This window comes from Streptomyces sp. NBC_00207 (assembly GCF_045160965.1).
In the GTDB taxonomy this organism is placed as follows: domain Bacteria; phylum Actinomycetota; class Actinomycetes; order Streptomycetales; family Streptomycetaceae; genus Streptomyces.
Genome location: NZ_CP130715.1, coordinates 9,153,088 through 9,174,860, shown reverse-complemented (window position 1 = coordinate 9,174,860; position 21,773 = coordinate 9,153,088). Strand labels below are relative to the sequence as shown.

The following is a 21,773-nucleotide window of genomic DNA, read 5'->3' as shown; positions in this document are numbered from 1 at the left end:
TCATCCTCTCACGCGCACGAACTGACGCAGTGTCACCTGCCACGTCTCGCACCACAGCACGCCCTGCACGACCCCGAGCGCCTGCGACCTGCAGGAGTCGTCCGCGATGCGCGGCAGCGCCTCCTCGATCCCGGGCAGCAGGTCCCGCGCGAATTCGGACTCCGGGGCGAAGGCGAGGTACCGGCTCTTGCGGGTGGCCGGTTCCACGGTGAACACCTGCGTGTGGCGTTGCCGTGTGGCCGCGTCCGTCGACTCCAGCAGTTTCCGCGCGTGGTCCACGGTCACCTCCCGCAGTGCGCACGCGTCCGTCCCGTTGCGGGCGCCGTCATGTTCATGGGTGAGGCAGTGGGCGCGCAGGGCGTCCGCCAGCAGGGCGGCCGGCTCGACGGCCAGTGCCTCCCGTACGTACGCGTCGAAGTGCTTCGCAGCCCCGGCGACGACGAAGGGCTCGACATGGAGCAGCAGGTCCTGAAGGGCGAACAGGGCGTCGGCGCCGCCCTGCCGCAGGCGGCGAGCACGTTCGTCGAGGATGTCTGCCATCACCTCCCGCAGCGGTTCCAGCGCGGCCACCCGCTTCGTCACCTTCGGGAACGGCGTCAGGCAGTGCCGTGTGACGGTGTAGCCGAGGCTCCCCCGTACGGTGCCGGTCAGTTCGGTGCGGATCGGGTCCCGGAACACGGGGTCGGCCAGTACGGACTCGACACCGTCGGTCCCCCGGCGCTGTATCCACTGGAGGGCGAAGACGCGCTGATCGCCCGCCGGGGCGCCGAGTGGCATGCCCACCCGCTTCATCAGGGCGAGCAGGTCGAGATCGACGCCCACGCCCCAGAAGTCACCGCCCAGCGATCTGCTCTGCAATCCGAGCAGGGGCTCGCGGGTCTCACCGGCCTCGCGCATCCGTGCCGCGATCGACGCCACCACCGGCTCCAGGCCGGCGACGGGCCGGCGCAGTCCCGCGTACCGTCGCAGGAACAGGGTCAGCCATTCGTTCGCGGCCCTCGCCGACTCGGCGGAGGCGGGCTCCGCCCCTCCGGTGAACCGCTCCAGCAGGCCGAGGCGTGTCATCAGGGCGAACCATGCCTCGGCGGCAGCGGTCTTCGCGACGGCCGAGGAACCCCGGGGTTCCGGCAGGTGGGTCCTCAGGTGTACGGCCGTGTCGGGGTGCTCCGCCAGGTCCCGCTCCAGAGGCGCCGCCCATGCTTCCCACACGGACGCGTCGGCCGTCTCCAGTGCGCCGCCGCGCAGCAGGAGGTGGAAGATCTCGGTGTTGGTGTCGTCGGCGGCCAACGGGCCGCCGTTCCCCTCCGCCAGGTCCACCGCGAAGGACCCGGGGATGTCCCGCTGCCGGTGGTAGGTGACCCCGTCCCGGACGAAGGACCTGGGGGGCGCGCTCTCCCTGCGGCACGACTCGAGGACGAGCCGGCGGTGGCTCCCGTACGCCTCGGCCGCCGACGAGCGGGCGGCCAGGTCGTCCCGGTACTGCCTGAGCTGCTTCACGTCGACGACCCCGAGCGCGCGGAACTCCGACACGAGCTCCCGCAGGGCATCCTCGTCGATGCCGCCCAGCCTCTGCTGCGCGGCCCGTGCCTCGGTGTAGAGCGGCTTGGCCATCGCCACGCTGCCCGCCGCGGCCACGATCCTCGCGCCCTCGTCCAGGGCGAACGGCAGGAGCGCGGGGTGAGGCGCGGTCAGCTTCTTCAGGCTCGTCTGGAGTTGGGTCGCGGCCCGGCCCGGCTTCGTCGCAGCCGTCTTGGCGCACGTGCGCAACGGGGCGAGCAGCCCCATCGCCTGCCGTGCCAGTTCCGGGTGCACCCGGCAGACCCGGGACAGGAAGTCCAGGGGCCGGAGCGGCGTCCTGCCGACCGGCGCGGCCTCGCCCGCGTCCGGCTCCAGGCCCAGCGCCCGCGCCACCGCGTCCTGCGCCTCGACGGCGCGCGCCACGACCAGCCGTACGAAATGCCCGTCGCCTTCCAGCAGCGGCGATCCGTAGCGGCGCGCGATCAGCAGATCCTCGCCCGGGCCTGCAGGGTCGCCCGCCAGCACTGCGCCCGCGTGGAGGAGCTGACGTGCGTCGGCAGGCTGCCGCGCCTCGGGCGGTCCGGCTTCCGGTGCGTCCGCCGCGGCGTACTCCGCGCACGCGACGAGGAAGGACTGGTACCCGGATGCCCCGTCGGCCGGCATGGTCCCGGAGAAGCGCCCCGCGTCGGCCTCCCGCTCGTCGTAGAGGGTCACCATGGCTCTGATCCCCTCGGACCAGGCGGTCCGGGGCACCACGTCGTAGGCCCCTGCCCCCTGGCGCCCCAGGGCGTCGGTGAACCAGAAGTCGTGCAGGCTCACCGGCGCCACGGGTCCCTGGTACCGCAGGTCCGCCACCACGCCGTACGCGCGTCCCTGGTGCCCGAAGGCGAAACGGGCGCGCTCCCCGCCGATACGTCCGCCGAACCGCGCCACCGTGCCCTCGAAGCGCGCACCGGACTCGTACGAGGCGCCGTAGAAGACCGTGATGCCCTCCCGCGTGCTCCGCCCTCCCGGGGCGGGCGCGGGTGAGCACTCGGGCCGTACGTACACCTCGCGGTGCAGTTGCTGGATCCCCTGCTCCCCTCCCAGGGGATCCAGCAGCTTCCGCCAGCGCTCGAGCAGCCCGGTGCCGTGGGGGTCGAGGAGCACCGGGTGCGGAATCACGACCACGGCGTCGTCCAGTTCGCGTTCCCCGTCGAGCCCCGTCACCACCAGCGTCCCGCCGCCCGGGCCCTGCCTGATGCCCGTGAGCACCCCGGCACGCCGCACGTCCGGCTCGCCCCCGGACTCCTCGTACGGTGTGATCACCGCGTACCGCAGGGCGCGCTGCCAGTACGGGTCGGGCCACACCTGCCGTATCAACACGGCGGGTACCGGCAGCGACTGCGTCATCCACCGCTCGACGCTCGTCTGCGCCTGGGCGGCATGGTCGCCGATCCATTCCGCCAGCGCGGTCAACTCCTGCACCAGCGGCTCAGCCTTGAGCGCAGCCGGCACCTTCTTCAGCTCCCGCCCGGCCGCGGTACGGCAGCGGAGCACGGGCTTCGGCTCGGCCCAGGGATCGAGTGTCACCTCATGGTCCCGGGCAGTCCTCCATGCAGTGGTCGAACTCATCGTGTGTACCCCCGTGGTGCATCGGCGCCCGCCGCTTTACCGAGCAGGCAATCACAACCTACTGGCACCCACTGACAGCACTCCCCCGGGCCGTTGATGCCACCGGAGGGGGCGCGCCGGACGCCTCGGCGGTCCCGGCAGCCGCCCGCCCCGCCGGGCGACGGCCCTGTCGGTGCTCACCGCCGGGGCGCTGCCCGTGTGACGTTTCCGCCGGGCGCCGCCGCCCGCCGCTCAACCCGAGATGCCAAGCGGCGGGTCGGTGACTAGTATCATCCGTAGGTAACTGTGGCAACTGCGGGAAACACACCTTGGCCTGCAGTGTGCGCCAGCGCGCGGGGCGTGCGGATGTGCGCACCAGCCCAGAAAGTCCGTGGCCCGACGAGGCCGCGTTGACGGGGAATATGCACTCATCACATCACATGTGTATGACCACAGCTACAGCGCGTGCATCTCTTGGTGAGGAGGAAGAGAAATCTTCGTGCCACAGCAACAAGAAGGGTTCTGAACCATGCAAGCACTGAGAGTGAAGCGGCTCTTCGCGGTTTCCGCCATCGGCGTTCTGATGGCCGGCGGCGCCGCCATCGGAGCCGCCGGAACGGCCTCGGCGGCAACCCCGACCCACTCCGCCACGTACGTGACCGGCGGCGGCTGGGACCACGACCGGGGCCACCACCACGGCTGGTACGACGACGACGATGACGACTACCGAGGCGGAGGGTACGGCCACGACTGCTGACGAACAAGGAAACGCTGTGCGGCTCCAACGAGGGCTGCACAGCGTCACGTTCCCATGCCGCTGTGACCCGGAGTTTCCGGACGGGCCATGGCCATTTGGGCGGAACGGTGACCTTCACGTCCTGAGTCCGTAACGGTCGCGATGAAAGGGGATTTCAGCGATTCCGCAGGGCAGAACCGAATGGTCGAACACCATTTGAGCCATGTGAAGGCACACGGGGGCCACCATGCGCACTGCCCGCACGAGCTGGAAAACCTACACCCTTGGGGCTGCGGCGGTGGCCGCGCTCCTTTCGTCCACGGCCTGCGACTCCGGCGGCACGGACAACGGCAAGAACCCCGGCGTCTCCGGCACCCCGAGTGCGAGCGGCGCCGCCAGCCCCTCCGGCACCACCAGGCCCGGAGGCGGGGGCTCGACGGCCCCTTCGCAGAGCGCGGGTGACGGCTCGGCCAAGCCGGGCAGCGGCGGTGGCAGCAGCACCGCGGCCTGCAACGACAACGACCTGTCGATCGACACGTCGGGGTGGCGACAGGACTCGGGCCAGCACCTCCTCATCACGGCCACCAACTTCACCGACAAGGCCTGCACCCTCTACCACTACCCGTACGTCCGCTTCGGCACCGGCATCGGGGCTCCGGTCGGTGCGACGGAATCCAAGCCGCGGGCCGTCGCCACGATCGGGCCGAAGGAGAAGGCGTACGCAGGCGTGTTCGTCTTCCGGGCGGGCCAGCAGACGAGGACCGTCACGTCGTTCTCGCTCGGCTACCAGGACCGCGCCCTCGACAGCAACAGGGATGTCGCACCGCTCGACATCAGATTGTCGGACGAGGTCGGCTCCCTCACGGTCGGACCCGACCCCCGGGTCACCTACTGGAACACCGATCTCGGTGCGGTCGAGGACTTCCTGTTCAGGTCGGGCAACCGCTGATCGAAGTCGGTGAGTGATGCCCTGCCGCCCGGCAACCGTCAGACTTCGGATCCAGCACGTTTTCAGTAGTCGAGGGGTGGGATGGGCCGTGGGGATGGTCGACGAGCTCTGGCAGGCGGGGGAAATGCCGCTCCACGACGGGCTGTACCGTCCCGACGACACCGGGTTGGACTTGCATGTCGACGGTCCGGGGGCTTTCCACCCGGACGCCGGGCAGCCGATTCCCTTCCGTATCGGAGAGCCGTTCGACGTGGCCCGGGCCGTTGAGGAACACGGCACCGACGAGGTGGACACCTGTTTCGAGAGCCCCCTGCCGGACGGATCCGGGTGGATGTCCGGCGGGGGCGGCGGGATGGGCAACATCGGCTACCTCGCCCGCCTCGACGCCGACCGCTCCTTGCAGTGGGTCGCCGTGATGTTCCACTCCAACCCGTTCGTCAGGGTGCGCTACGAAGGCATGAGCGCCGTCCTGACCAACGACTGGGGGAACCGCCTGACGCTTGACCTTCTGAGCCCTCTCCTCGGCTGACCCGCCCCTGCCCGGCCGGAAGTGGCTCACCCGGCAGGGGGAGGGAGATCGTTCCGGCGGCTGACGCCACCCCGCCGCGGTCGCTGCACCGTGGGGAGCATGACTGGTGCCGAACGGACGATGAAGGCGCTCCGGAGCGCCCGGTGGCGGCGAGGGCCCCGCCGGGTGGCCTGGGCAACGATGCTGTGGGCGGTGCTGTATGCCGGCTTCGGCCTGGCGTGCGCACTGAGCGGGACCCCCTTGCTCTACCACGGCGGCGACTCGAGGACCTCCGGACTGGGTTGGGCGGTCGCGGCGGTGGGCGCGGTGGCGACGATGGCCAGCGGCGCGGTGGTGCTGTACGGGCTGAGGCCAGCGGTGCGGGCGTTGCTCTGGGTGGCCTGCGGGCTGGCCGGGATCACCGCGTTCAGTCTCCTGATGGACGTGATCACGCTGATGCTCGGTCAGGGAGTGGACAGCCGCGCCTCCGCCGCGAACAAGGCCCTGGCTGCGGTCGGGGCGGTCCTGCTCGCGGCCACGGCCACGGCCCGGTCCGGTCGCCGGCCTGCCGGTACTGCCGTACGAGCGCCGTCCGCTGCACCGCAGCCCGTCCAACTCGCCGCCTGGGCCGGGACGCTGGCTTTTGTCCCGTACGCGGCGATGAAGCTCGTCTGGGCGTCCGGCGGCACGTTCGCGGGGATATCCGGTGCGGAGATGCTCGCCATGTCGGAACGCAACGGCGCCTCGGGCCTCTTCCTTGCCCTGGAGTCCTGGGGCCTGGACCCCACCGCGCTGCTGGCCGTACTCGGCGTCTTCCTGCTCTGGGGCCTGGTCCGCCCGTGGGGGCAGGTCTTCCCGCGCTGGACCCTGTTCCTTCGCGGCCGGCGGGTGCCGCGCTGGCTCCCGCTGGCCCCGGCGGTGCTCGGAGCCGCCACACTCGCCCCGTACGGCGTGGCGGGGGTCGGGTACCTGGTCCTGGCCACGGCCGGCGTGGCGCCGATGCGGCGCGGCGACTTCCCCTCCTCGGGCGACGCGCTGCTGGTCGGCTGGATCGGGATGGTCGCCTTCGCCGTCTATGGCGTCGCCGTGACCATCGCGGCCCGCTCGTACTGGCTTCGGACGCGCCCCGCCACCGTATGAGTGTCGGTCAGACGGACAGCCCCTGGGGCTGGTTCTTCAGCGCCGCGGCGGCCGTGTCGAAGGCCGAGTCGCGGTTGTGCTCGAACTCCTCCTCGGTGAAGACCGGCGTCCGCAGGTGCGGGGGGATCCCGGTGATGTCGAAGGTCGTCCCCGTGCGCGTCAGGTACTCCTCGTTCGGGAGCCGGATGCTCATGCCGTTCGGGAGCGAGCGGACCATGACGTCCGAGAAGACTCCCTGGGTGGACTCTCCGACGCGGATGGTCCGGCCGGGTCGGTCGATGAGGGCCTGCGTGAAGGATTCCCCGGCGCTGAACGTCGTGCCGGCCGTGAGTACGGCGATGGGGCCGGTGTAGCGGGGCGCGTCCCGGGCCGGATCCACTCTGACGGCCTGCGGAGGGGTGTGGCGGGTGCGCTTGCGGTAGGCGACGTAGGGCGTGTCGGTCAGGCGCCCGGCGAGGTGCACCCCCAGGGCGTCCTCGCCGCCGCCGTTGACCCGCAGGTCGATGATCAGCCCCCGCAGGGCCGCCGTGCGCTCGGGGGTGAGGACCGTATCGAGCGCCCGGTCCAGTTCCGCGAGCTGGGCGGCGTAGCCGGGGTCCTGCTCGTCGTAGTCGGCGAATCCGGAGATCCGCAGGTAGCCCTGCCCGTCGGGCAGGTCGGCGTAGGAGATGCGGCCGTTCCCGAACTCCTGCGGCTGCGTGCCGCCGAGGTCCCGCCGGATGATGTGCTCCTTGGCCTTGGCGTCCAGCAGTTCGGGATTCTCGTGCGTGCCCGGCCGGGGCCGGACGAACGGACGGCGGCCCGGCTCGACGACGGCGACGTGCGCGTCGTACAGCGGCCCCACCATGTCGGCGAAGAGGTCGAAGAGCTCCTCCCTCGTGGTGTCCGCGTGGACCTTGGGGCGGTGGGTCTCGCGCACGGCGTGCCAGTCGATGCCCTTGCCCGCGAAGAAGGGGTAGTTCTCCTCGAAGGTGCTCCAGAAGACGTCGAAGGCCGTCACCGGGTCGGTGGGCAGCTGCCGGTCGCAGGTCTCCGGCAGTGCTGCGAGCCGCCGCAGTCGGCGGTCACCCGTGGATCCGGCCACGTGCAGCACTCCCTGCGGGCGGACGGTGAGCACGGTGCCGTCCGGGGCGCGGTAGGTGCCCGGGGCTGTCCGTACGGCTTCGTAGCCGGGTACACAACCCATCGCCGTGGTCTGGTACTCCCGCAGGCGCCCGTCCGCGATCGACAGGACCGTGCCGTAGCCGTCCACGCGCCAGACGCCGTCGACCGAACCCATCCGGCTGGTCGTGCGTCCCGCCGCGGCGGCGGGCACGGCCGCCCCGGCGGCCAGGGCCGACGCGATCACGACCGTGACGACCTTGGCTCCTTTGAATTTCTTGTGTCCCATTCGGCTCCCCGTCCCGTCCTCGGCGTGCCGGGCCTGCCCGGCCCCACTCAGAAAACGATCATGGTGGGGCCCGCGCTCGGCGAACATCCGGCGAACCGGTGACCCGGCCGGGGGTTAACCCCCGCAACGACGGAACGTCAGGGCGTTTCACCACGCGGGTACGCACAGCGGCTCGGCCTCGAAATTCCAGAAGGGGAGCCGTACGCAGGCCCAGCCCGGCGCGACGACGAACCCGGCCCCAGGGCCTGTCGCACCGTGGCGCAGCGTGTGAGCGCGTCGCGTCTCGCCGTGGTCATCCGCTCGCGTCGTCCGGAGCCACCGTGCCTTCCCCTGCTCGGGGGCGCCACGTGAGGGTGACCGAGATCGCAGCCTTCGCCTCGCCGTCCGCCAGCAGGGCGACGGCCTTGCCCGGCTTCACCGCCAGCTCGATCCCGAAGGTGGCGCTGACCTCGTCGGGGCGGGCGGCGCGCGCGGATTCGAGTACGGCGGATCCGATGCCGCTGACCAGTTCGTTCAGCTGGTCCACGCGAGCGGTGAGGTGGTCGAGCGCGCCCACGTCCTCGTAGGCGGACTCGTCCGATCCGGGGGGCACGTCCTCGGGGCGCAGCACGCTCACGCGGGCCAGTACGGTCTCCCCGCCCGGCAGTTCGATCTGCTGGATCTGGCGTTCCATGGTCTCTCTCCCCGCCCACGGACAACGGACCTTTACGAGCACCTCGTCGACCTCGCCGACGGCCATTGTGCACGTCGTGCCCGGCTCGTGCAGGACGATCGCCCGACTCGGCCGCCGGCCACCGGGCGGGCCTCCGTACCGACGGCGGTGCGGCCGTCGGCTGCCGGGCCTCGCCCCCCGGCGAAGCCGTCGGGTACCAGCCGGATATCGTCGTACCGGACGTCCCGGCCCACCCTCACCCCGGACCGCCCCCGCCCCGGCGACAACCCGCCTGGGCACCCTCCCGCCCTGCCCCGGCCTGTCGGCCACCTATCCCGGACGTTCCCTGCATGAGCACCAACACGGCCCTGCGCCCCGAGCCCCCCATGCCTGCCACCGCTCTTCGCCCCGGGGCGAAGAGCGGTGTGCGGCCCCCGGCCAGGCCGGCCCCGGCGGCGGCGCTGCACAGCATCTGCGCAGCGACCGCCGTCCTGCTGGGTCTCGTCGCGATCGGCGCGATGATCCACGAACCGGTGCTGATACCCCCGCTGGCCGCCAGCGCCGCGCTGGTCCACAGTGCCCCGGCCCTGCCGCTCGCCCAGCCGCGTGGTGTGGTCATCGGCCACCTGGTGGGCTGCGCCGTGGGCTACGGCGTTCTCGCGGTGGCGGGCAGCAGCGCCTGGGCGGCGGCCGTGGCGGCCGGCCTCACGCTCGCCCTGAACATGGCCGCCCGCACCCCGCACTCGCCGGCCGTGGCCACCGCCGTGATCGTCTTGCTGCAGACGCCCGCTGCCGGCCGTTTCGTCCCGCTGTTGTTCGGTTCGACGGTCCTGCTGGTCCTGACCGGATACGCCGCTTCACGTGTTCGCCGCAACGCGCCGAGGTACCCCGCCTACTGGTGGTGACCTGCCGGAGCGGGGCGTGCCGGTGGCGTTCGCGCTCGGCCGGCTCTCCCTCGCCCAGGTCCTGGTCGTGTCGGTCGTCGCGGCGCGGCCGACACCGCCTTCACGGCGGCCAGTGGCGCTGCTCTGAAGGCGCTCGTCCGGCCGGAGGACCCGCTCGTCGCGAACGGGCGGTTCGAGTCCACGATCTGGACCGCCACCCTGCTCGGTCCGCCACTCTGCGGGGCCGCGATCGTCCTGATCGGCCCGGTGATGACCGTGGTGGCCAACGCGGTGAGCTACCTGCTCTCGGCGGTGGGGATCCGCGCGATCGGCGGGCGGGAGGCACGTCCCGCGCCCGCCGAAGCGCGGCCGCGGCTGCGAGTCCGCGACCTGGCCGCCGGGTGGCGGTACATCGTGGCCGACTCGGCGCTGCGCCCGCTGTTCGCCAACACGGTCCTGGTCAACGGCCTGATCATGGCGGCATCGCCGCTGCTCGCCGTCCTCATGGTCCGCGACCTCGGATTCACGCCCTGGCAGTACGGCCTCGCCTTCGCCGTGCCCTGCGTCGGCGGCCTGATCACCTGCATGGGCGTGTTCAACCCCGTGTTCCTGCTCCCCCGGCACGACCACCCGCCCCGGCGTCCGGAAACAGGCGTCCGGAGGCAGGCTGCGGCCGCTACGAGCCGGTGAAGAAGGCGGTCAGCACCGGCGCGAGGGCGTGGGGGTCGACGTTGTGGTTCTGGCCGGGCACGGCGTGCAGGGTGTAGTTGTCGCCGTGGGAGGCAAGTTCTCTCGCCCCGTTGGCCGTGTACGTCTCGCCCGCGCTGCCGTAGGCCACGAGGACGGGTATGTTCACGGACCGCCACCGGTCGGTGGGCAGCGGCCGGCCGGACATGGTGCCGGCCATCACCTGACCGTCGTAGGGCAGGGTGGCGGCGGTGGCCTCCCAGGCGGCCCAGACCGGGGAGTCCTGCATCCCGGCGACGGCTTCGTCCGGCGCGGCCAGGCCGACGGTCAGGAAGTAGGCGAGGCTTCGGCCGCGTTCCCCCGTGCGACGGCCGCCTGCACGCGGTCGACGTAGTCGGCGGGCAGCGGAGGGCGGGTCCCGTCGACGACGAACGGCGGCTCGTACAGGGCCAGGGCCGAGACGGCGCTGCCCCTGGCCACGGCCTCCAGGGCCAGGACGGCTCCGGAGGACATTCCGAAGAGCAACACCGGCCCGCCCACCCGCTCGATCACCGCGTCCAGGTCGTCGATCTCGCGCTGTACGTGGTAGTCGGGGTGGTCGCCGCTGTCGCCGCGGCCCCTGCGGTCGTAGTCGACGACGCTGAAGTCACGCGCCAGCAGCGCGGCGAGCGGGGCGTGCCGTGCGCGGGGCATCAAGGTGCCGCCGACGAGAAGGAGCGTCGGGCCCGCGTCGCCGTGTCGCTCACAGGCGATCACCGTACCGTCGGACGAGACCACCTTGAACATGTCGCATCCCTCTGCTCTCCGAGACGTTCGGGCCGCGCCGACCGTCCGGCTGCCACGCCCGGGCGGTCAACGGCCCCCATCGGTACGGTACGTTGGGCATGTCTCGCGGTGACTGGCCTGTACGGACGGACAAGATCACGCCGAGGCCACCTGGTCGAACCGACACACCGCCTCCCGGGCGGGCCCGGACGGTCCACTCGGCCGGGGCCTGCCCCGGACCGCCCTACTCCAGGAGTCACCCGTGGCGCGCTCGCTCGACGGCCTCGTCTTCGTCCCCGTGGCCGACCAGGCGCCCGGCCAGGTCGGCCGGCAGACCCGGTTCGAGTACCACGAGCAGGACGACCGGGTCTGGGCCGAGTACGCCGGAGGAGACGTGGTCAGGGGTTACCTCGTCGGCACCCGGGCGGACGACTCCATCGACTTCCGCTACGTGCAGCTCCGCCTCGACGGCACGACCGCTTCCGGACACTGCACCTCGCTCGTCACGGAACTCCCCGACGGCCGCCTGCGGCTGGAAGAGACGTGGACGTGGGAGTCCCAGCAGGGTCACGGCACCAGCACGGTCGAGCAGCCGCTCGACTGAGGTCCTGCCGCGGACGCCGAAGGGCGCGGCCCCTTGAGGAGCCGCGCCCTTCGTGTGTGCCCTGTCCGTTCGCGGTCGGCCGCCCGGGTCACACCGCGAGCTCAACGGTGGAGCTGCCCGTGGGGCTCGGCACCGTGGGCCTCTGCCGGTCCGCGCACTGCTGGGGAGTGTCGATTCCGAGGCACAGCTTCGTGCCCTGCGGAACCTTGACGGTGCCGTCGCCCTTCGGCAGCGGCTTGCCGTCGACGCACAGCCCCGGGAGTGCCTTCGGGTCGTTGCAGTAGCTCTCCTCGACCACACCGGACTCGGCGTCCTTCGGCTGGGAAGCGTCCTGGCCCTCGCCGGAGCCCTCTTCCTGGGAGCCGCCCTGCTCCGTGCCCGGCTCCTCGCTCGCGCCGGAGCCGTCCTCGCGGGAGCCGTCGTCGTTCCGGTCCTCGCCCTGGTTCCGGTCTTCGCCCTGGTTCCAGTCCTCGTCCTGGCGGTCGCCGTGGTCGTTGCCGCCACGGTCGGCCTTGAGGGTGATCGTGTGCGGGGTCGCCGGGGCGGCGAAGGCGCCGGTGGGCAGCAGGACGGCTCCTGCCGCCAGCGAGGTCGAGGCCGTGAGCATCACGAGACGCAGGGTGCGGGAGGTGCGGGGCATCAGAGAACTCCTACGTGGGGGGATGGGGAGGGGGTCACCGGTTCTGCGTGAACCCATGACTCAAGTAAGCCCCGCCGCTCGAATCGCGTCATGCCCCCGCATTTCGTGACTTGACGGATATCAAGGGCCCTGATACCCCTGCCTCGCCGGCATCGGTCACCGAGTCGGCAGCTCCGGGCGCCGGTCCCCCCACGGCCTCGCCGTCTCCAGCTGCGCCGCCACCCGGAGCACGGCCACCTCGTCGTCGCGGCGGCCCACCAGCTGCACGGCGAGCGGCAGCCCGTCCGAGCCGTGGCCCGCAGGGACGGAGGCGGCCGGGTGCCCGGTCACGTTCCACAGCGCGGTGTAGGCGACCATCGGGCGCGAGCGGGCCAGCGCCGTCAGCAGCCCGGCGCCGTCCAGTGCGCCCACCGGGCGTGGGCGCTCTGCGATGACCGGGGTCAGCAGCAGGTCCATGGTGGTGAACATCCGGTCGGCGCGCAGCGCCAGCCGCTCCCCCGCCCGGATCCCGCGCTCCACGGCGGACTCGGGGACCATCCGGGCCAGCGCGAGGGTGCTGCGGGTGCGCCGTTCCAGCAGGTCGGGCCGCTCGACCGCGGCGGCCTCAGCCCGCACTCCGCCGCAGAACTGCGCGGCGAAGGGGGCCGTCGCGTCCGGGTAGCGGGGGTTGACCTCCCGTACGTCGTGACCCAGCTCGCGCAGCGCCCGTACGGTCTCCAGCAGGGCCTCGACGTGCTCCGGGTGCGGGCGTACGCCGGGCACGGCGGGCTTGGCCGAGTAGCCGATGCGGAGTCGGCCGGGCGGGGTCTCCAGGGCACGCACCCAGCTGGTGGCCGGCGGGCGGGCGCTCCATCGGTCGGTGGGGGTGGAGCCGGCGAGGACGTCGTAGAGCAGGGCGGAATCGCGCACGGTGCGGGTCAGCGGGCCCACGGTGCCGAGGGCGTACCAGAGGTGGGGGTTCGGGGCGGTGGAGACGCGGCCGCGCTGGGGCTTGAGCCCGAACAGCCCGCAGCAGGCCGCGGGGATGCGGATGGAGCCCCCGCCGTCGCCGCCGAGCGCCGCCCCGACCAGTCCGGCCGCGACGGCGGCGGCGCTGCCGCCGCTGGAGCCGCCGGGGGTGCGGGAGGTGTCCCAGGGGTTGTGGGTGTGGCCGTGGGCTGCGGATTCGGTGAAGGGCCACTGCCCGAACTCGGGCATCGTCGTCTTTCCTATGACGACGGCTCCGGCGGCGCGCAGGCGGCGTACGGCCTCGGAGTCGCCGGTCACGGGGGTGCGGTTGGCCACGCCGCCGAAGGTGGTGACCTGCCCGGCGACGTCCAGCTCGTCCTTGACCGCGATCGGCACGCCGTGGAGGGGGCCGTCCGCCCCTTCCGCGTCCCGGGCGTCGGCCTCGGCGAGGGCCTCCTCGGCGAGGACGATGCGGAAGGCTCCCAGGGCGGGGTCGTTCCGGGCGATGCGGCGCAGCGCGGCCTCGACGAGGGCTCGGGAGGTGATCTTGCCGGTGCGCACCAGTTCGGCCTGCCGCTCGACCGACTGGAACATCAACTCCGCATCGTCCCGGTCCTGTTCCCCGCCCTGTTCCCGGTCCTGTTCCCCGCCCCGTGCGCCGTCCGTGTCCATGCCCACCCCTTCCGCTTTACCTGCCGGTAACTCCGAGCAAGGCTGTCGCCCCGCAGCGTGCACGTCAAGCAGTCGATGCCGGCCCCATTGCACCGGGGGGCCCTGTCACACGCCTGTGACAGTCGGCGGACACCCCCATGAAGTCACGCAGCCAATCTCTTTATCAGGGACAAACACCGACATTCCGGAAAGAGTCCCCTGCTTCCGAGGACGCGAGCAGAGATGACCGAGACGCAACGTCGGAGGAAATCCCATGAGCCTCACCCTCACCGCCCCGACCGCCGAAGCCACCGCCCTGGCCCCCCGCGAAATGGAAGCCCTGCGCCACATCGCCGCCGGACGCACCTACCTCCAGACCGCCCGCCACATGGGCCTCTCCAAGCACACCGTCGACGCCTACCTCCGCCGCATCCGCGCCAAGCTCAACATCAACAGCACCGCCGAAATGACCCGCATGGCCATCGCCCTCGGACTCTGACACCGGCCTACGAGGCGCTGGGGACCGCGCCCGGCCGAGCTGCGGCCCGGTCCGCGACCAGGCGGACCGCCGCGATCGTGAGATCCGGGTCATGGAGTTGGACGTAGTGGTCGCTGCCGGTGGCCAGCAGGTGGGGGGTCTGCGGCCGCAGGCCCACCAGCGCCTGCTGGGCCTCGGGCCAGGCCGCCTCGAGCTTCGCCAGCAGGTCCTTGGACATGGTGGGCGGCGCGGCGAAGGGTTCGGTCTTGCTGAGCACCACGACCGGAACCGGCGGGAGCGGACCACCGCGGTCGATGGCCGTGACGCCGCCGTCGATGTCGACCTGCTCGAAATCCGGATCGGCGTCGAAGGGCGTGCCCGGATGCCTTAGCGCTTCGACGTACGCCGCCCAGTCCGCCCCCATCGCGGGCTTCAGCCCGGGCCCCAGCGCATCGACCAGGACGAGCCCGCGCGTCCGTTCCGGGTGCTCCTGCGCGTACCGCAGAGCGAGCATCCCACCGAAGGAGTGCCCCACCAGCACGTACGGGCCCGGCACGTGCCCGGCGGTCAGCACCCGGTCCAGGTCCCGGACCATGGCGGGCAGTTCCCGGGTTCCCCGGACGGGCGTGCTGCGGGTCGTGAGCGCCGGTGGCTGCGTATAGCGGATGGTGCCCGGGCGGTCGTACGTGCAGACGCGGGTGAAGGCGGCCACGCCCGGCAGCACCGCCGTGGCCTTCGGCACGGGCGGGGTGGTGTCGGTCAGCGACCACGGGTCGGAGGCCTCGTGCAGCCCCGACAGCAGCACCACGGTGGGGCTCCCGGAACCCGAGCAGTGCAGGTACAGGCTCCGCCCGCCGCCGACGTCCACGCGCTGCCCGGTGTCCCCGCCGCCCGGCCCCGGCGTGCCCGCCACGAGCAGGACGACGGCAGCCGCCGCAGCCACCACCCCGCCCGGCCCGCGCCATCGCATACCCCCACCCTCCCCCGCCCCTCACCACCCCGCCAACCAGACCCGGCCCGGCCGCCCCGCCGGCGTCCGGCAGCCCCGTACGACGCGGCATCACCGGCTCGCGTGACCTGCCGGCCCCGCGCATGCCGCGGGTGAGCCGCGTCTCACCTGGCTGCCGCCGCTTGTCTGTGCAACAAGTTGCATAGCAAGATCGCGGCATGGCGCTCGAACACGCGATCCTCGTCTCCCTGCTGGAGAAGCCGGGCTCCGGCTATGAGCTGGCCCGCCGGTTCGACCGGTCCATCGGCTACTTCTGGACCGCCACGCACCAGCAGATCTACCGCGTGCTCAAGCGCATGGAGAGCGACGGGATGCTCACCGTCCGCACCGTCCCACAGCAGGGCCGGCCGGACAAGAACGAGTATTCGGCCGCCGACCCCGGCCGCGTCGCCCTCGCCCGTTGGCTGCACGAACCGATCGAACCCGAGAGCCTGCGACACGACCTCGCCGTGAAGATCCGCGGCGCGGCCTTCGACGACCCGGCCTCCCTGATCCGCGAGGTCGAACGGCACCAGCAGGCACACCGGGACCGACTCGCGCGCTATCTCGCCGGGGAACTGCGCGACTTCACCGGGCCCGATGCCCCCGCGCCGCTGGACGCCGGTCAGGAACTCCAGCACGTGGTGCTGCGCGGCGGCATCGCGCAGGAGCGGATGACCATCGCCTGGCTCGACGACGTCCTGGCCACCCTCCACCGGCTCGGCCGACCCGAGCCGACCGAGCCGACCGAGCCGACCGAGCCGACCGAGCCGACCGAGCATCCCGCGTCCGTCGCTTCGACCACGACCGCCTGAACCACACCCGCCCCACCTCCTGCCTCCGCGCGTCCGCGCGACCTTCGACACCCACCCCTCGGAAGGTGAATCGCCATGTCCGACCCCCTGCTGTTCCACCCGCACACCTACGACCCCGAGCACTTCGACCCGGAGACCCGCAGGCTCCTGCGCGCCACCGTGGACTGGTTCGAGGCCCGCGGCAAGCGCCGGATCATCGAGGACTACCGCTCCCGTGCATGGCTGGCCGACTTCCTCGCCTTCTCCGCCAAGGAAGGGCTCTTCGCGACCTTCCTGACGCCGGCCCCCGCCGCCGGCCAGGACGAGCCGGACAAGCGCTGGGACACCGCACGGATCGCCGCCCTCAACGAGATCTTCGGCTTCTACGGCCTCGACTACTGGTACGCGTGGCAGGTCACCATCCTCGGCCTCGGCCCGGTCTGGCAGAGCGACAACGCCGCCGCCCGCGCCCGCGCCGCGCAACTCCTCTCCGAGGGAGAGGTGTTCGCCTTCGGCCTGTCCGAGAAGTCCCACGGCGCCGACATCTACTCCACCGACATGCTGCTGGAGCCCGACGGCGACGGCGGCTTCCGCGCCAGCGGCTCCAAGTACTACATCGGCAACGGCAACGCTGCCGGCCTCGTCTCCGTCTTCGGCCGCCGCACCGACGTCGAGGGCCCCGACGGCTACGTCTTCTTCGCCGCCGACAGCCGCCACCCGGCGTACGAGCTCGTGAAGAACGTCGTCGACTCCTCGAAGTACGTCAGCGAGTTCCGCCTCGCCGACTACCCGGTGGCCGCCGCCGACGTGCTGCACACCGGCCGCGCCGCCTTCGACGCGGCCCTGAACACCGTCAACGTCGGCAAGTTCAACCTCTGCACCGCCTCCATCGGCATCTGCGAGCACGCGATGTACGAGGCCGTGACGCACGCGCACAACCGGATCCTCTACGGCCGCCCCGTCACCGCCTTCCCGCACGTGCGCCGCGAGCTGGCCGACGCCTACGTCCGTCTCGTCGGGATGAAGCTGTTCAGCGACCGCGCCGTCGACTACTTCCGCTCCGCCGGGCCCGACGACCGCCGCTACCTGCTCTTCAACCCGATGACCAAGATGAAGGTCACCACGGAGGGCGAGAAGGTCATCGACCTGATGTGGGACGTCATCGCCGCCAAGGGCTTCGAGAAGGACAACTACTTCGCCCAGGCCGCCGTCGAGATCCGCGGCCTGCCGAAGCTCGAGGGCACCGTCCACGTCAACCTCGCGCTGATCCTCAAGTTCATGCGCAACCACCTCCTGGCCCCGGCCGAGTACGCGCCCGTGCCGACCCGCCTCGACGCCGCCGACGACGACTTCCTGTTCCGGCAGGGACCGGCCCGCGGCCTGGGCTCCGTACGCTTCCACGACTGGCGCCCCGCCTACGACGGCTACGCCGCCGTGCCCAACGTCGCGCGCTTCCGCGAGCAGGCCGACGCCCTGTGCGAGTTCGCGGCCACCATCGCCCCGGACGAGGAGCAGGGCCGCGACCTCGACTTCCTCCTCTCCGTGGGTCAGCTCTTCGCGCTGGTCGTCCACGGACAGCTCATCCTGGAGCAGGCCCGCCTGACGGACCTGGACGAGTCCGTGCTCGACGAGCTGTTCTCCGTCCTCGTACGCGACTTCTCCCAGCACGCCATCGAGCTCCACGGCAAGGACTCCACCACGGTGGAGCAGCAGAACTGGGCACTCGCCTCCATCCGCCGCCCGGTCATCGACGAGGCACGCTCGGCACGCGTCTGGGCCCAGGTCGAGGCCCTCTCCGGCGCCTACGAAATGACGCCGTAGCGAAGCAGCCCCCTCGGCGGCCCGCCGAGGGGCGCTCCGCCCGGCCCGGACGGCACCGGGCCGGGCGGAGCGGCACCACCCCGTTCCGGGATACCCGGCGCTACCTGCGGGTATGCGCCGGTCCGGCGTGCGTCGTGGGCCCTGTCACACGCCTGTGACAGTCGGCGGACACCCCCATGAAGTCACGCAGCCAATCTCTTTATCAGGGACAAACACCGACATTCCGGAAAGAGTCCCCTGCTTCCGAGGACGCGAGCAGAGATGACCGAGACGCAACGTCGGAGGAAATCCCATGAGCCTCACCCTCACCGCGCCGACCGCCGAAGCCACCGCCCTGGCCCCCCGCGAAAGGGAAGCCCTGCGCCACATCGCCGCCGGACGCACCTACCTCCAGACCGCCCGCCACATGGGCCTCTCCAAGCACACCGTCGACGCCTACCTCCGCCGCATCCGCGCCAAGCTCAACATCAACAGCACCGCCGAAATGACCCGCATGGCCATCGCCCTCGGACTCTGACACCGACACCGACACCGTCGCTCCGATGTCAGTGGGACCTGAGAACCTGGATCCATGACTGACCGTACCGAGTTGATTACCGCCTACTGGGATGCCGCTGCTGCGACCTTCGACGAGGAGCCCGACCACGGGCTGAGGGCTGACGACACGCGCGCTGCGTGGGCCCGGCTCCTGCGGTCGGTGATGCCGGACCGGCCGGCCGACGTCCTCGACATCGGCTGCGGCACCGGATCGGTGTCCCTGCTGCTGACCGAGGCCGGGCACCGGCCCACCGGCGTCGACCTGGCCCCGCGCATGATCGAGCAGGCGCGCACGAAGTACGCGACCGCCGGCCTCGCGGGCCGTTTCCTGGTCGGCGACGCCATGGCTCCCCCGACCGGGAAGCAGCGCTTCGACGTCGTGCTGTCACGGCACCTGGTGTGGACACTGCCCGATCCGGAGGCCGCCCTGCGCGAGTGGGTGACGCGTCTGCGGCCCGGAGGCCGGATGGTGCTGGTCGAGGGGCGTTGGCGTGAGGCGGGTCAGCAGGATGCCCCGTATGTGGCCGGCGCCGAATCACTGCCTTGGAACGGCGGACTCAGCGCCGAAGCCCTTGCTGCGGCCGTGCGCCCCCTCGTGGCCCGTGTGCGCGTGGAGCCTCTCAGCGGCGACCCGGGCTTGTGGGGTGGTCCGGTGGACGATGAGCGGTACGCCCTGGTCGCCGACCTGTGACGCGCCGAGCGGGCCGGTCCGCGGCGGCCCGCCTCAGCCCGCCGCGGAGCCACCGGGGGTGAAGGTCACCGGCAGGGTTTGGGGGCCGCGCAGGCCCCCGGGGCGCCAGCGGATCTCGTCGGGCGCCACCGCGAGGGTGAGTCCGGGGAGCCGGTGCAGGGCGGTGCCGATGGCGATCTGCCCCTCCAGGCGGGCCAGCGGCGCACCCAGGCAGTAGTGGATGCCGTGCCCGAAGGCGAGGTGGGCGTTGTCCTTCCGGGTGATGTCCAGGTGGTCGGGGTCGGCGAAGCGTGCGGGGTCGCGGTCGGCGATGGCTGAGGCGATCACCACGGTCGCGCCGCGCGGGATGGTCACGCCCGCGATCTCGACGTCTTCGCGCGCGAACCGTGCGATGCCGGGGCTGACCGGTCCGTCGTAGCGGAGGAACTCCTCGATCGCGCCCGGCAGCAGCTCGGGTTCGGAGCGCAGCCGGTCGAGCTGGTCGGGGTGGGCCAGCAGCATGGCGATGCCGCCGCCGATCAGGTTGACCGTGGTGATGTAGCCGGCGACCAGCAGCAGGAACACCATGGCGATCAGCTCGTCCTCGGTCAGCTGCTGTTCCTGGTCCCGGGCGGTGATGAGGCCGCTGAGGAGGTCGTCGCCCGGGGCGGCCCGTTTGGCCCGGATGAGCTCGGTCACGTAGGCGCGCATGTGCTGCCACGCCTCGTTCACCACGGCGGGGTCCGGCGGCTCCGCACCGCGCATGATCATGCGGTCGGTCCAGCGCTGGAAGTCGTGACGGTCGTCCACCGGCACTCCGAGCAGTTCGCTGATCACCGTGACCGGGAGCGGCAGCGCGAAGTCCGCCACGAGATCGGCGCGGCCGGACGGGAGGACCTCGTCCAGCAGCCGGTCGGCGATGGCCTGGATCCGGGGCCGCATCCCCGCCACCCTGCGGGCGGTGAACGCCTTGGAGACCAGGCGGCGCAGGCGGGTGTGGTCGGGCGGGTCGCTGCGGAGCATGTTGCTCAGCATCGACTCGCGCTCCGTTTCGGGCAGCTGCTGCAGGAGCCGGGTGTCCGAGGCGTCGCGTACGTCGCTGCTGAGGCGGGGCTCGGAGAGGGCTGCGAGTCCGTCGTCGTAGCGGGTGACGAGCCAGGCCTCCAGGCCTCCCGCGATGACGACGCGGCGTACGGGGCCGTCCTCGCGCAGTTGCCGGTACAGCGGGAAGGGGTCCGAGACGAAGGCCGGATCGGCGTAGGGCAGAAGGACCGGCCGCTCGCTCATCATGCCTCCAGAAGTACGTCGCCTTCTCGTGGAGCGCGATGATATACGCCCAAGTCTCCCTGAATGCCGGTTTCCAGCCATGCCGGTGGGCGTCCGCCGCGGCCCCTGCGGGAAGCACGGTTGGCACGCCCCCGCGGATGCCGCTCGGACGTGCCGGGTCCGCCGTCCGCTACTTCAGGCCTATCTCTTCGCACGCGGCCCTGACCCTGTCGACGCAGATCTCCTCGACGGTGAAGACACCGTCGAGGACCACGGTGGTCCTGATGTTGTCCCTGGTCACGGAGGTGCCGGGAATGAGCACCGACGGCACTCGCTTGCTGGTCGGGCTGCTGACCACCTGGTTGATGATTCCGTCGATCTTCTCGCCCTGGGCGAGCTTGACGGCGAGCTCCGCAGCGGCCTCGGCCTCGCGGGCGTACGGCTTGTAGACGGTCATGTACTGGTCGCCCGACACGATGCGCTGCACGCCGGCGAGTTCCGCGTCCTGGCCGGTGACCGGGGGCAGCGGGTTCACGCCTGCGGCCTTGAGTGCGGAGATGATGCCGCCGGCCATGCCGTCATTGGCCGAGTAGACACCGACGACCTTGTCCTTGCCGAGCGCGGAGAGCGCGGCCGCCATGTTGCTGTTGGCGTTCTCCGGCTTCCACTCGACGGTGTCGTACTCCTTGCCGACGTTGACCTTGCCTTCGAGGACGGATCTGGCACCGGTTCTGAACTGTGCGGCGTTCGGGTCGGTGACCGCGCCGTTCATCATGACGATCTTCCCGCTCCTGGCCTTGTCGCCCAGGGCCTCCAGCAGCGCCTTGCCCTGGACGCGGCCGACGTCTTCGTTGTCGAAGGAGGTGTACGCGTCGATCGGGCCCTCCGCCAGGCGGTCGTAGGCGACGACCGCAATGCCCGCGCCCTTGGCCTTCGTCACGGCCCCGGCGATCGCCTTGGAGTCCACCGCGTCAATGATCAGGACGTCGACCTTTTTTGCGATCATCGCGTCCACCTGGGAGTTCTGCTTCGCCGCGTCCCCCATGGCGTTGTCGTAGACCACTTTCCCCTTGCCGAGCGTGAGGAGGGCGACCTTCTTCTCCATCAGCGGCTTGTCGAACTTCTCGTAGCGTGCCGTCTCGTTCTCGGGGAGCAGGAGGCCGACCTTGACCGCACCATCACTCCCGCTGTCGACCTCTTCCGCGCCACCGCAAGCGGCGAGCGTGACAGTGAGCGCCGAAACAGCCAGTCCAACGGCGGCACGACCCAGATTCGCGTTCACGAAGTGAACCTCCCTGACGGGGCCGTGTCCGTACGGCCGAGGTGGGGGCAGTCAACTTGTCCCCACTACTGCCGTCAAGAAGTGAAGTGTTAACGACCTGGCAACGTTGTCGTGGTGTAGCAGCAAATCGCCCATGCCTGCCTTTTATCCCCTGCCGGCGCTCTGATTTCCTGACGTCACATCAACTTGTGAAGAGACATTGCGGCAGGTCCGGGCCGGGACGTGGAGGTGCGTGGGCCGCGGGTCCCCGGTGTGTCGGTACCGACCGTCGA

The 21,773-nt window shown here is 71.5% G+C and carries 21 protein-coding genes and 1 pseudogene; 12 read left to right on the top strand and 10 right to left on the bottom strand.

The annotated features are described in order from the left end of the window. Positions 1-3,090 carry a DUF4132 domain-containing protein gene (locus OG472_RS42390; protein ID WP_405943091.1) on the bottom strand — a complete coding sequence of 1,030 codons (3,090 nt, stop codon included), beginning with the start codon at positions 3,088-3,090 and terminating at the stop codon, positions 1-3. Between the two features lie 550 nt (positions 3,091-3,640). Here OG472_RS42390 and OG472_RS42385 point away from each other — a divergent pair. From OG472_RS42385 to OG472_RS42370, 4 genes are all read left to right on the top strand, one after another. Beyond that, positions 3,641-3,868: a hypothetical protein gene (locus tag OG472_RS42385; RefSeq protein ID WP_401611509.1), complete on the top strand. Its 228-nt coding sequence runs from the start codon at positions 3,641-3,643 to the stop codon at positions 3,866-3,868. A 226-nt stretch (positions 3,869-4,094) separates the two neighbouring features. Beyond that, positions 4,095-4,796, top strand: a complete 702-nt coding sequence (locus OG472_RS42380) for a DUF4232 domain-containing protein (protein ID WP_405943090.1) — start codon at positions 4,095-4,097, stop codon at positions 4,794-4,796. Between the two features lie 94 nt (positions 4,797-4,890). Then, on the top strand, positions 4,891-5,325 hold the full coding sequence (locus tag OG472_RS42375; RefSeq protein WP_405835031.1) for a hypothetical protein: 435 nt from the start codon (positions 4,891-4,893) through the stop codon (positions 5,323-5,325). A 99-nt stretch (positions 5,326-5,424) separates the two neighbouring features. Further along, complete coding sequence (locus tag OG472_RS42370; protein ID WP_405834632.1) at positions 5,425-6,444, top strand: hypothetical protein; 1,020 nt, start codon at positions 5,425-5,427, stop codon at positions 6,442-6,444. A 7-nt stretch (positions 6,445-6,451) separates the two neighbouring features. Here OG472_RS42370 and OG472_RS42365 read toward each other — a convergent pair whose 3' ends face one another. Both OG472_RS42365 and OG472_RS42360 read right to left on the bottom strand, forming a co-directional pair. Continuing rightward, positions 6,452-7,834 (bottom strand): S41 family peptidase, encoded by a 1,383-nt coding sequence (locus OG472_RS42365; RefSeq protein WP_405834630.1) that lies wholly within the window; start codon positions 7,832-7,834, stop codon positions 6,452-6,454. Between the two features lie 292 nt (positions 7,835-8,126). After that, complete coding sequence (locus tag OG472_RS42360; protein WP_401611514.1) at positions 8,127-8,507, bottom strand: CU044_2847 family protein; 381 nt, start codon at positions 8,505-8,507, stop codon at positions 8,127-8,129. A 329-nt stretch (positions 8,508-8,836) separates the two neighbouring features. Here OG472_RS42360 and OG472_RS42355 point away from each other — a divergent pair, with 329 nt between their 5' ends. Continuing rightward, positions 8,837-9,391, top strand: a complete 555-nt coding sequence (locus OG472_RS42355) for an HPP family protein (protein ID WP_405943089.1) — start codon at positions 8,837-8,839, stop codon at positions 9,389-9,391. A gap of 16 nt (positions 9,392-9,407) precedes the next feature. After that, positions 9,408-9,949: pseudogene (locus OG472_RS42350) on the top strand (MFS transporter); the annotation flags it as partial. Between the two features lie 97 nt (positions 9,950-10,046). Here OG472_RS42350 and OG472_RS42345 read toward each other — a convergent pair. Further along, positions 10,047-10,346: an alpha/beta fold hydrolase gene (locus OG472_RS42345; protein ID WP_405943088.1), complete on the bottom strand. Its 300-nt coding sequence runs from the start codon at positions 10,344-10,346 to the stop codon at positions 10,047-10,049. A gap of 38 nt (positions 10,347-10,384) precedes the next feature. Beyond that, positions 10,385-10,843, bottom strand: a complete 459-nt coding sequence (locus OG472_RS42340; RefSeq protein ID WP_405943087.1) for an alpha/beta fold hydrolase — start codon at positions 10,841-10,843, stop codon at positions 10,385-10,387. A 241-nt stretch (positions 10,844-11,084) separates the two neighbouring features. Between OG472_RS42340 and OG472_RS42335 the strand changes: the two genes are divergently transcribed. Beyond that, complete coding sequence (locus tag OG472_RS42335) at positions 11,085-11,426, top strand: hypothetical protein (RefSeq protein WP_401611519.1); 342 nt, start codon at positions 11,085-11,087, stop codon at positions 11,424-11,426. An 88-nt stretch (positions 11,427-11,514) separates the two neighbouring features. Here OG472_RS42335 and OG472_RS42330 read toward each other — a convergent pair whose 3' ends face one another. Together OG472_RS42330 and OG472_RS42325 are read right to left on the bottom strand one after the other, a co-directional pair. Then, positions 11,515-12,066, bottom strand: coding sequence for a hypothetical protein (locus OG472_RS42330; RefSeq protein ID WP_405943086.1), 552 nt, complete (start codon positions 12,064-12,066; stop codon positions 11,515-11,517). Positions 12,067-12,222: 156 nt separating this feature from the next. Continuing rightward, positions 12,223-13,686 carry an amidase gene (locus tag OG472_RS42325; protein ID WP_405943085.1) on the bottom strand — a complete coding sequence of 488 codons (1,464 nt, stop codon included), beginning with the start codon at positions 13,684-13,686 and terminating at the stop codon, positions 12,223-12,225. Between the two features lie 253 nt (positions 13,687-13,939). On the opposite strand from OG472_RS42325, the gene OG472_RS42320 reads away from it, so the two are divergent. Continuing rightward, positions 13,940-14,164 carry a response regulator transcription factor gene (locus OG472_RS42320; protein WP_401611532.1) on the top strand — a complete coding sequence of 75 codons (225 nt, stop codon included), beginning with the start codon at positions 13,940-13,942 and terminating at the stop codon, positions 14,162-14,164. A 7-nt stretch (positions 14,165-14,171) separates the two neighbouring features. On the opposite strand, the gene OG472_RS42315 is transcribed toward OG472_RS42320, so the two are convergent. Further along, entirely contained in the window at positions 14,172-15,113 is a 942-nt protein-coding gene (locus tag OG472_RS42315; protein WP_405943084.1) for an alpha/beta fold hydrolase, read from the bottom strand. 197 nt (positions 15,114-15,310) lie between these two features. Here OG472_RS42315 and OG472_RS42310 point away from each other — a divergent pair, with 197 nt between their 5' ends. From OG472_RS42310 to OG472_RS42295, 4 genes are all read left to right on the top strand, one after another. Next, a complete protein-coding gene (locus tag OG472_RS42310) occupies positions 15,311-15,946 on the top strand; it encodes a PadR family transcriptional regulator (protein WP_405943083.1) in 636 nt (211 codons plus the stop codon). 75 nt (positions 15,947-16,021) lie between these two features. Beyond that, positions 16,022-17,746, top strand: coding sequence for an acyl-CoA dehydrogenase family protein (locus OG472_RS42305; RefSeq protein WP_405943082.1), 1,725 nt, complete (start codon positions 16,022-16,024; stop codon positions 17,744-17,746). Positions 17,747-18,038: 292 nt separating this feature from the next. Beyond that, entirely contained in the window at positions 18,039-18,263 is a 225-nt protein-coding gene (locus OG472_RS42300; RefSeq protein WP_401611525.1) for a response regulator transcription factor, read from the top strand. Positions 18,264-18,317: 54 nt separating this feature from the next. Beyond that, positions 18,318-18,974, top strand: coding sequence for a class I SAM-dependent methyltransferase (locus OG472_RS42295; RefSeq protein ID WP_405943081.1), 657 nt, complete (start codon positions 18,318-18,320; stop codon positions 18,972-18,974). A 33-nt stretch (positions 18,975-19,007) separates the two neighbouring features. Here OG472_RS42295 and OG472_RS42290 read toward each other — a convergent pair whose 3' ends face one another. Together OG472_RS42290 and OG472_RS42285 are read right to left on the bottom strand one after the other, a co-directional pair. Then, a complete protein-coding gene (locus OG472_RS42290; RefSeq protein ID WP_405943080.1) occupies positions 19,008-20,240 on the bottom strand; it encodes a cytochrome P450 in 1,233 nt (410 codons plus the stop codon). Positions 20,241-20,409: 169 nt separating this feature from the next. Beyond that, positions 20,410-21,501 (bottom strand): sugar ABC transporter substrate-binding protein, encoded by a 1,092-nt coding sequence (locus OG472_RS42285; protein ID WP_401611539.1) that lies wholly within the window; start codon positions 21,499-21,501, stop codon positions 20,410-20,412. Between the last annotated feature and the right edge of the window lie 272 nt (positions 21,502-21,773).

Bases quoted from the DNA above. Each gene is read 5' to 3' on its own strand.
- OG472_RS42355 (WP_405943089.1), top strand. From the start codon at position 8,837: ATGAGCACCAACACGGCCCTGCGCCCCGAGCCCCCCATGCCTGCCACC.
- OG472_RS42290 (WP_405943080.1), bottom strand. From the start codon at position 20,240: ATGAGCGAGCGGCCGGTCCTTCTGCCCTACGCCGATCCGGCCTTCGTC.
- OG472_RS42360 (WP_401611514.1), bottom strand. From the start codon at position 8,507: ATGGAACGCCAGATCCAGCAGATCGAACTGCCGGGCGGGGAGACCGTA.
- OG472_RS42370 (WP_405834632.1), top strand. From the start codon at position 5,425: ATGACTGGTGCCGAACGGACGATGAAGGCGCTCCGGAGCGCCCGGTGG.
- OG472_RS42310 (WP_405943083.1), top strand. From the start codon at position 15,311: ATGGCGCTCGAACACGCGATCCTCGTCTCCCTGCTGGAGAAGCCGGGC.
- OG472_RS42295 (WP_405943081.1), top strand. From the start codon at position 18,318: ATGACTGACCGTACCGAGTTGATTACCGCCTACTGGGATGCCGCTGCT.
- OG472_RS42320 (WP_401611532.1), top strand. From the start codon at position 13,940: ATGAGCCTCACCCTCACCGCCCCGACCGCCGAAGCCACCGCCCTGGCC.
- OG472_RS42325 (WP_405943085.1), bottom strand. From the start codon at position 13,686: ATGGACACGGACGGCGCACGGGGCGGGGAACAGGACCGGGAACAGGGC.
- OG472_RS42380 (WP_405943090.1), top strand. From the start codon at position 4,095: ATGCGCACTGCCCGCACGAGCTGGAAAACCTACACCCTTGGGGCTGCG.
- OG472_RS42345 (WP_405943088.1), bottom strand. From the start codon at position 10,346: ATGCAGGACTCCCCGGTCTGGGCCGCCTGGGAGGCCACCGCCGCCACC.
- OG472_RS42330 (WP_405943086.1), bottom strand. From the start codon at position 12,066: ATGCCCCGCACCTCCCGCACCCTGCGTCTCGTGATGCTCACGGCCTCG.
- OG472_RS42315 (WP_405943084.1), bottom strand. From the start codon at position 15,113: ATGCGATGGCGCGGGCCGGGCGGGGTGGTGGCTGCGGCGGCTGCCGTC.
- OG472_RS42300 (WP_401611525.1), top strand. From the start codon at position 18,039: ATGAGCCTCACCCTCACCGCGCCGACCGCCGAAGCCACCGCCCTGGCC.
- OG472_RS42385 (WP_401611509.1), top strand. From the start codon at position 3,641: ATGCAAGCACTGAGAGTGAAGCGGCTCTTCGCGGTTTCCGCCATCGGC.
- OG472_RS42365 (WP_405834630.1), bottom strand. From the start codon at position 7,834: ATGGGACACAAGAAATTCAAAGGAGCCAAGGTCGTCACGGTCGTGATC.
- OG472_RS42305 (WP_405943082.1), top strand. From the start codon at position 16,022: ATGTCCGACCCCCTGCTGTTCCACCCGCACACCTACGACCCCGAGCAC.
- OG472_RS42375 (WP_405835031.1), top strand. From the start codon at position 4,891: ATGGTCGACGAGCTCTGGCAGGCGGGGGAAATGCCGCTCCACGACGGG.
- OG472_RS42340 (WP_405943087.1), bottom strand. From the start codon at position 10,843: ATGTTCAAGGTGGTCTCGTCCGACGGTACGGTGATCGCCTGTGAGCGA.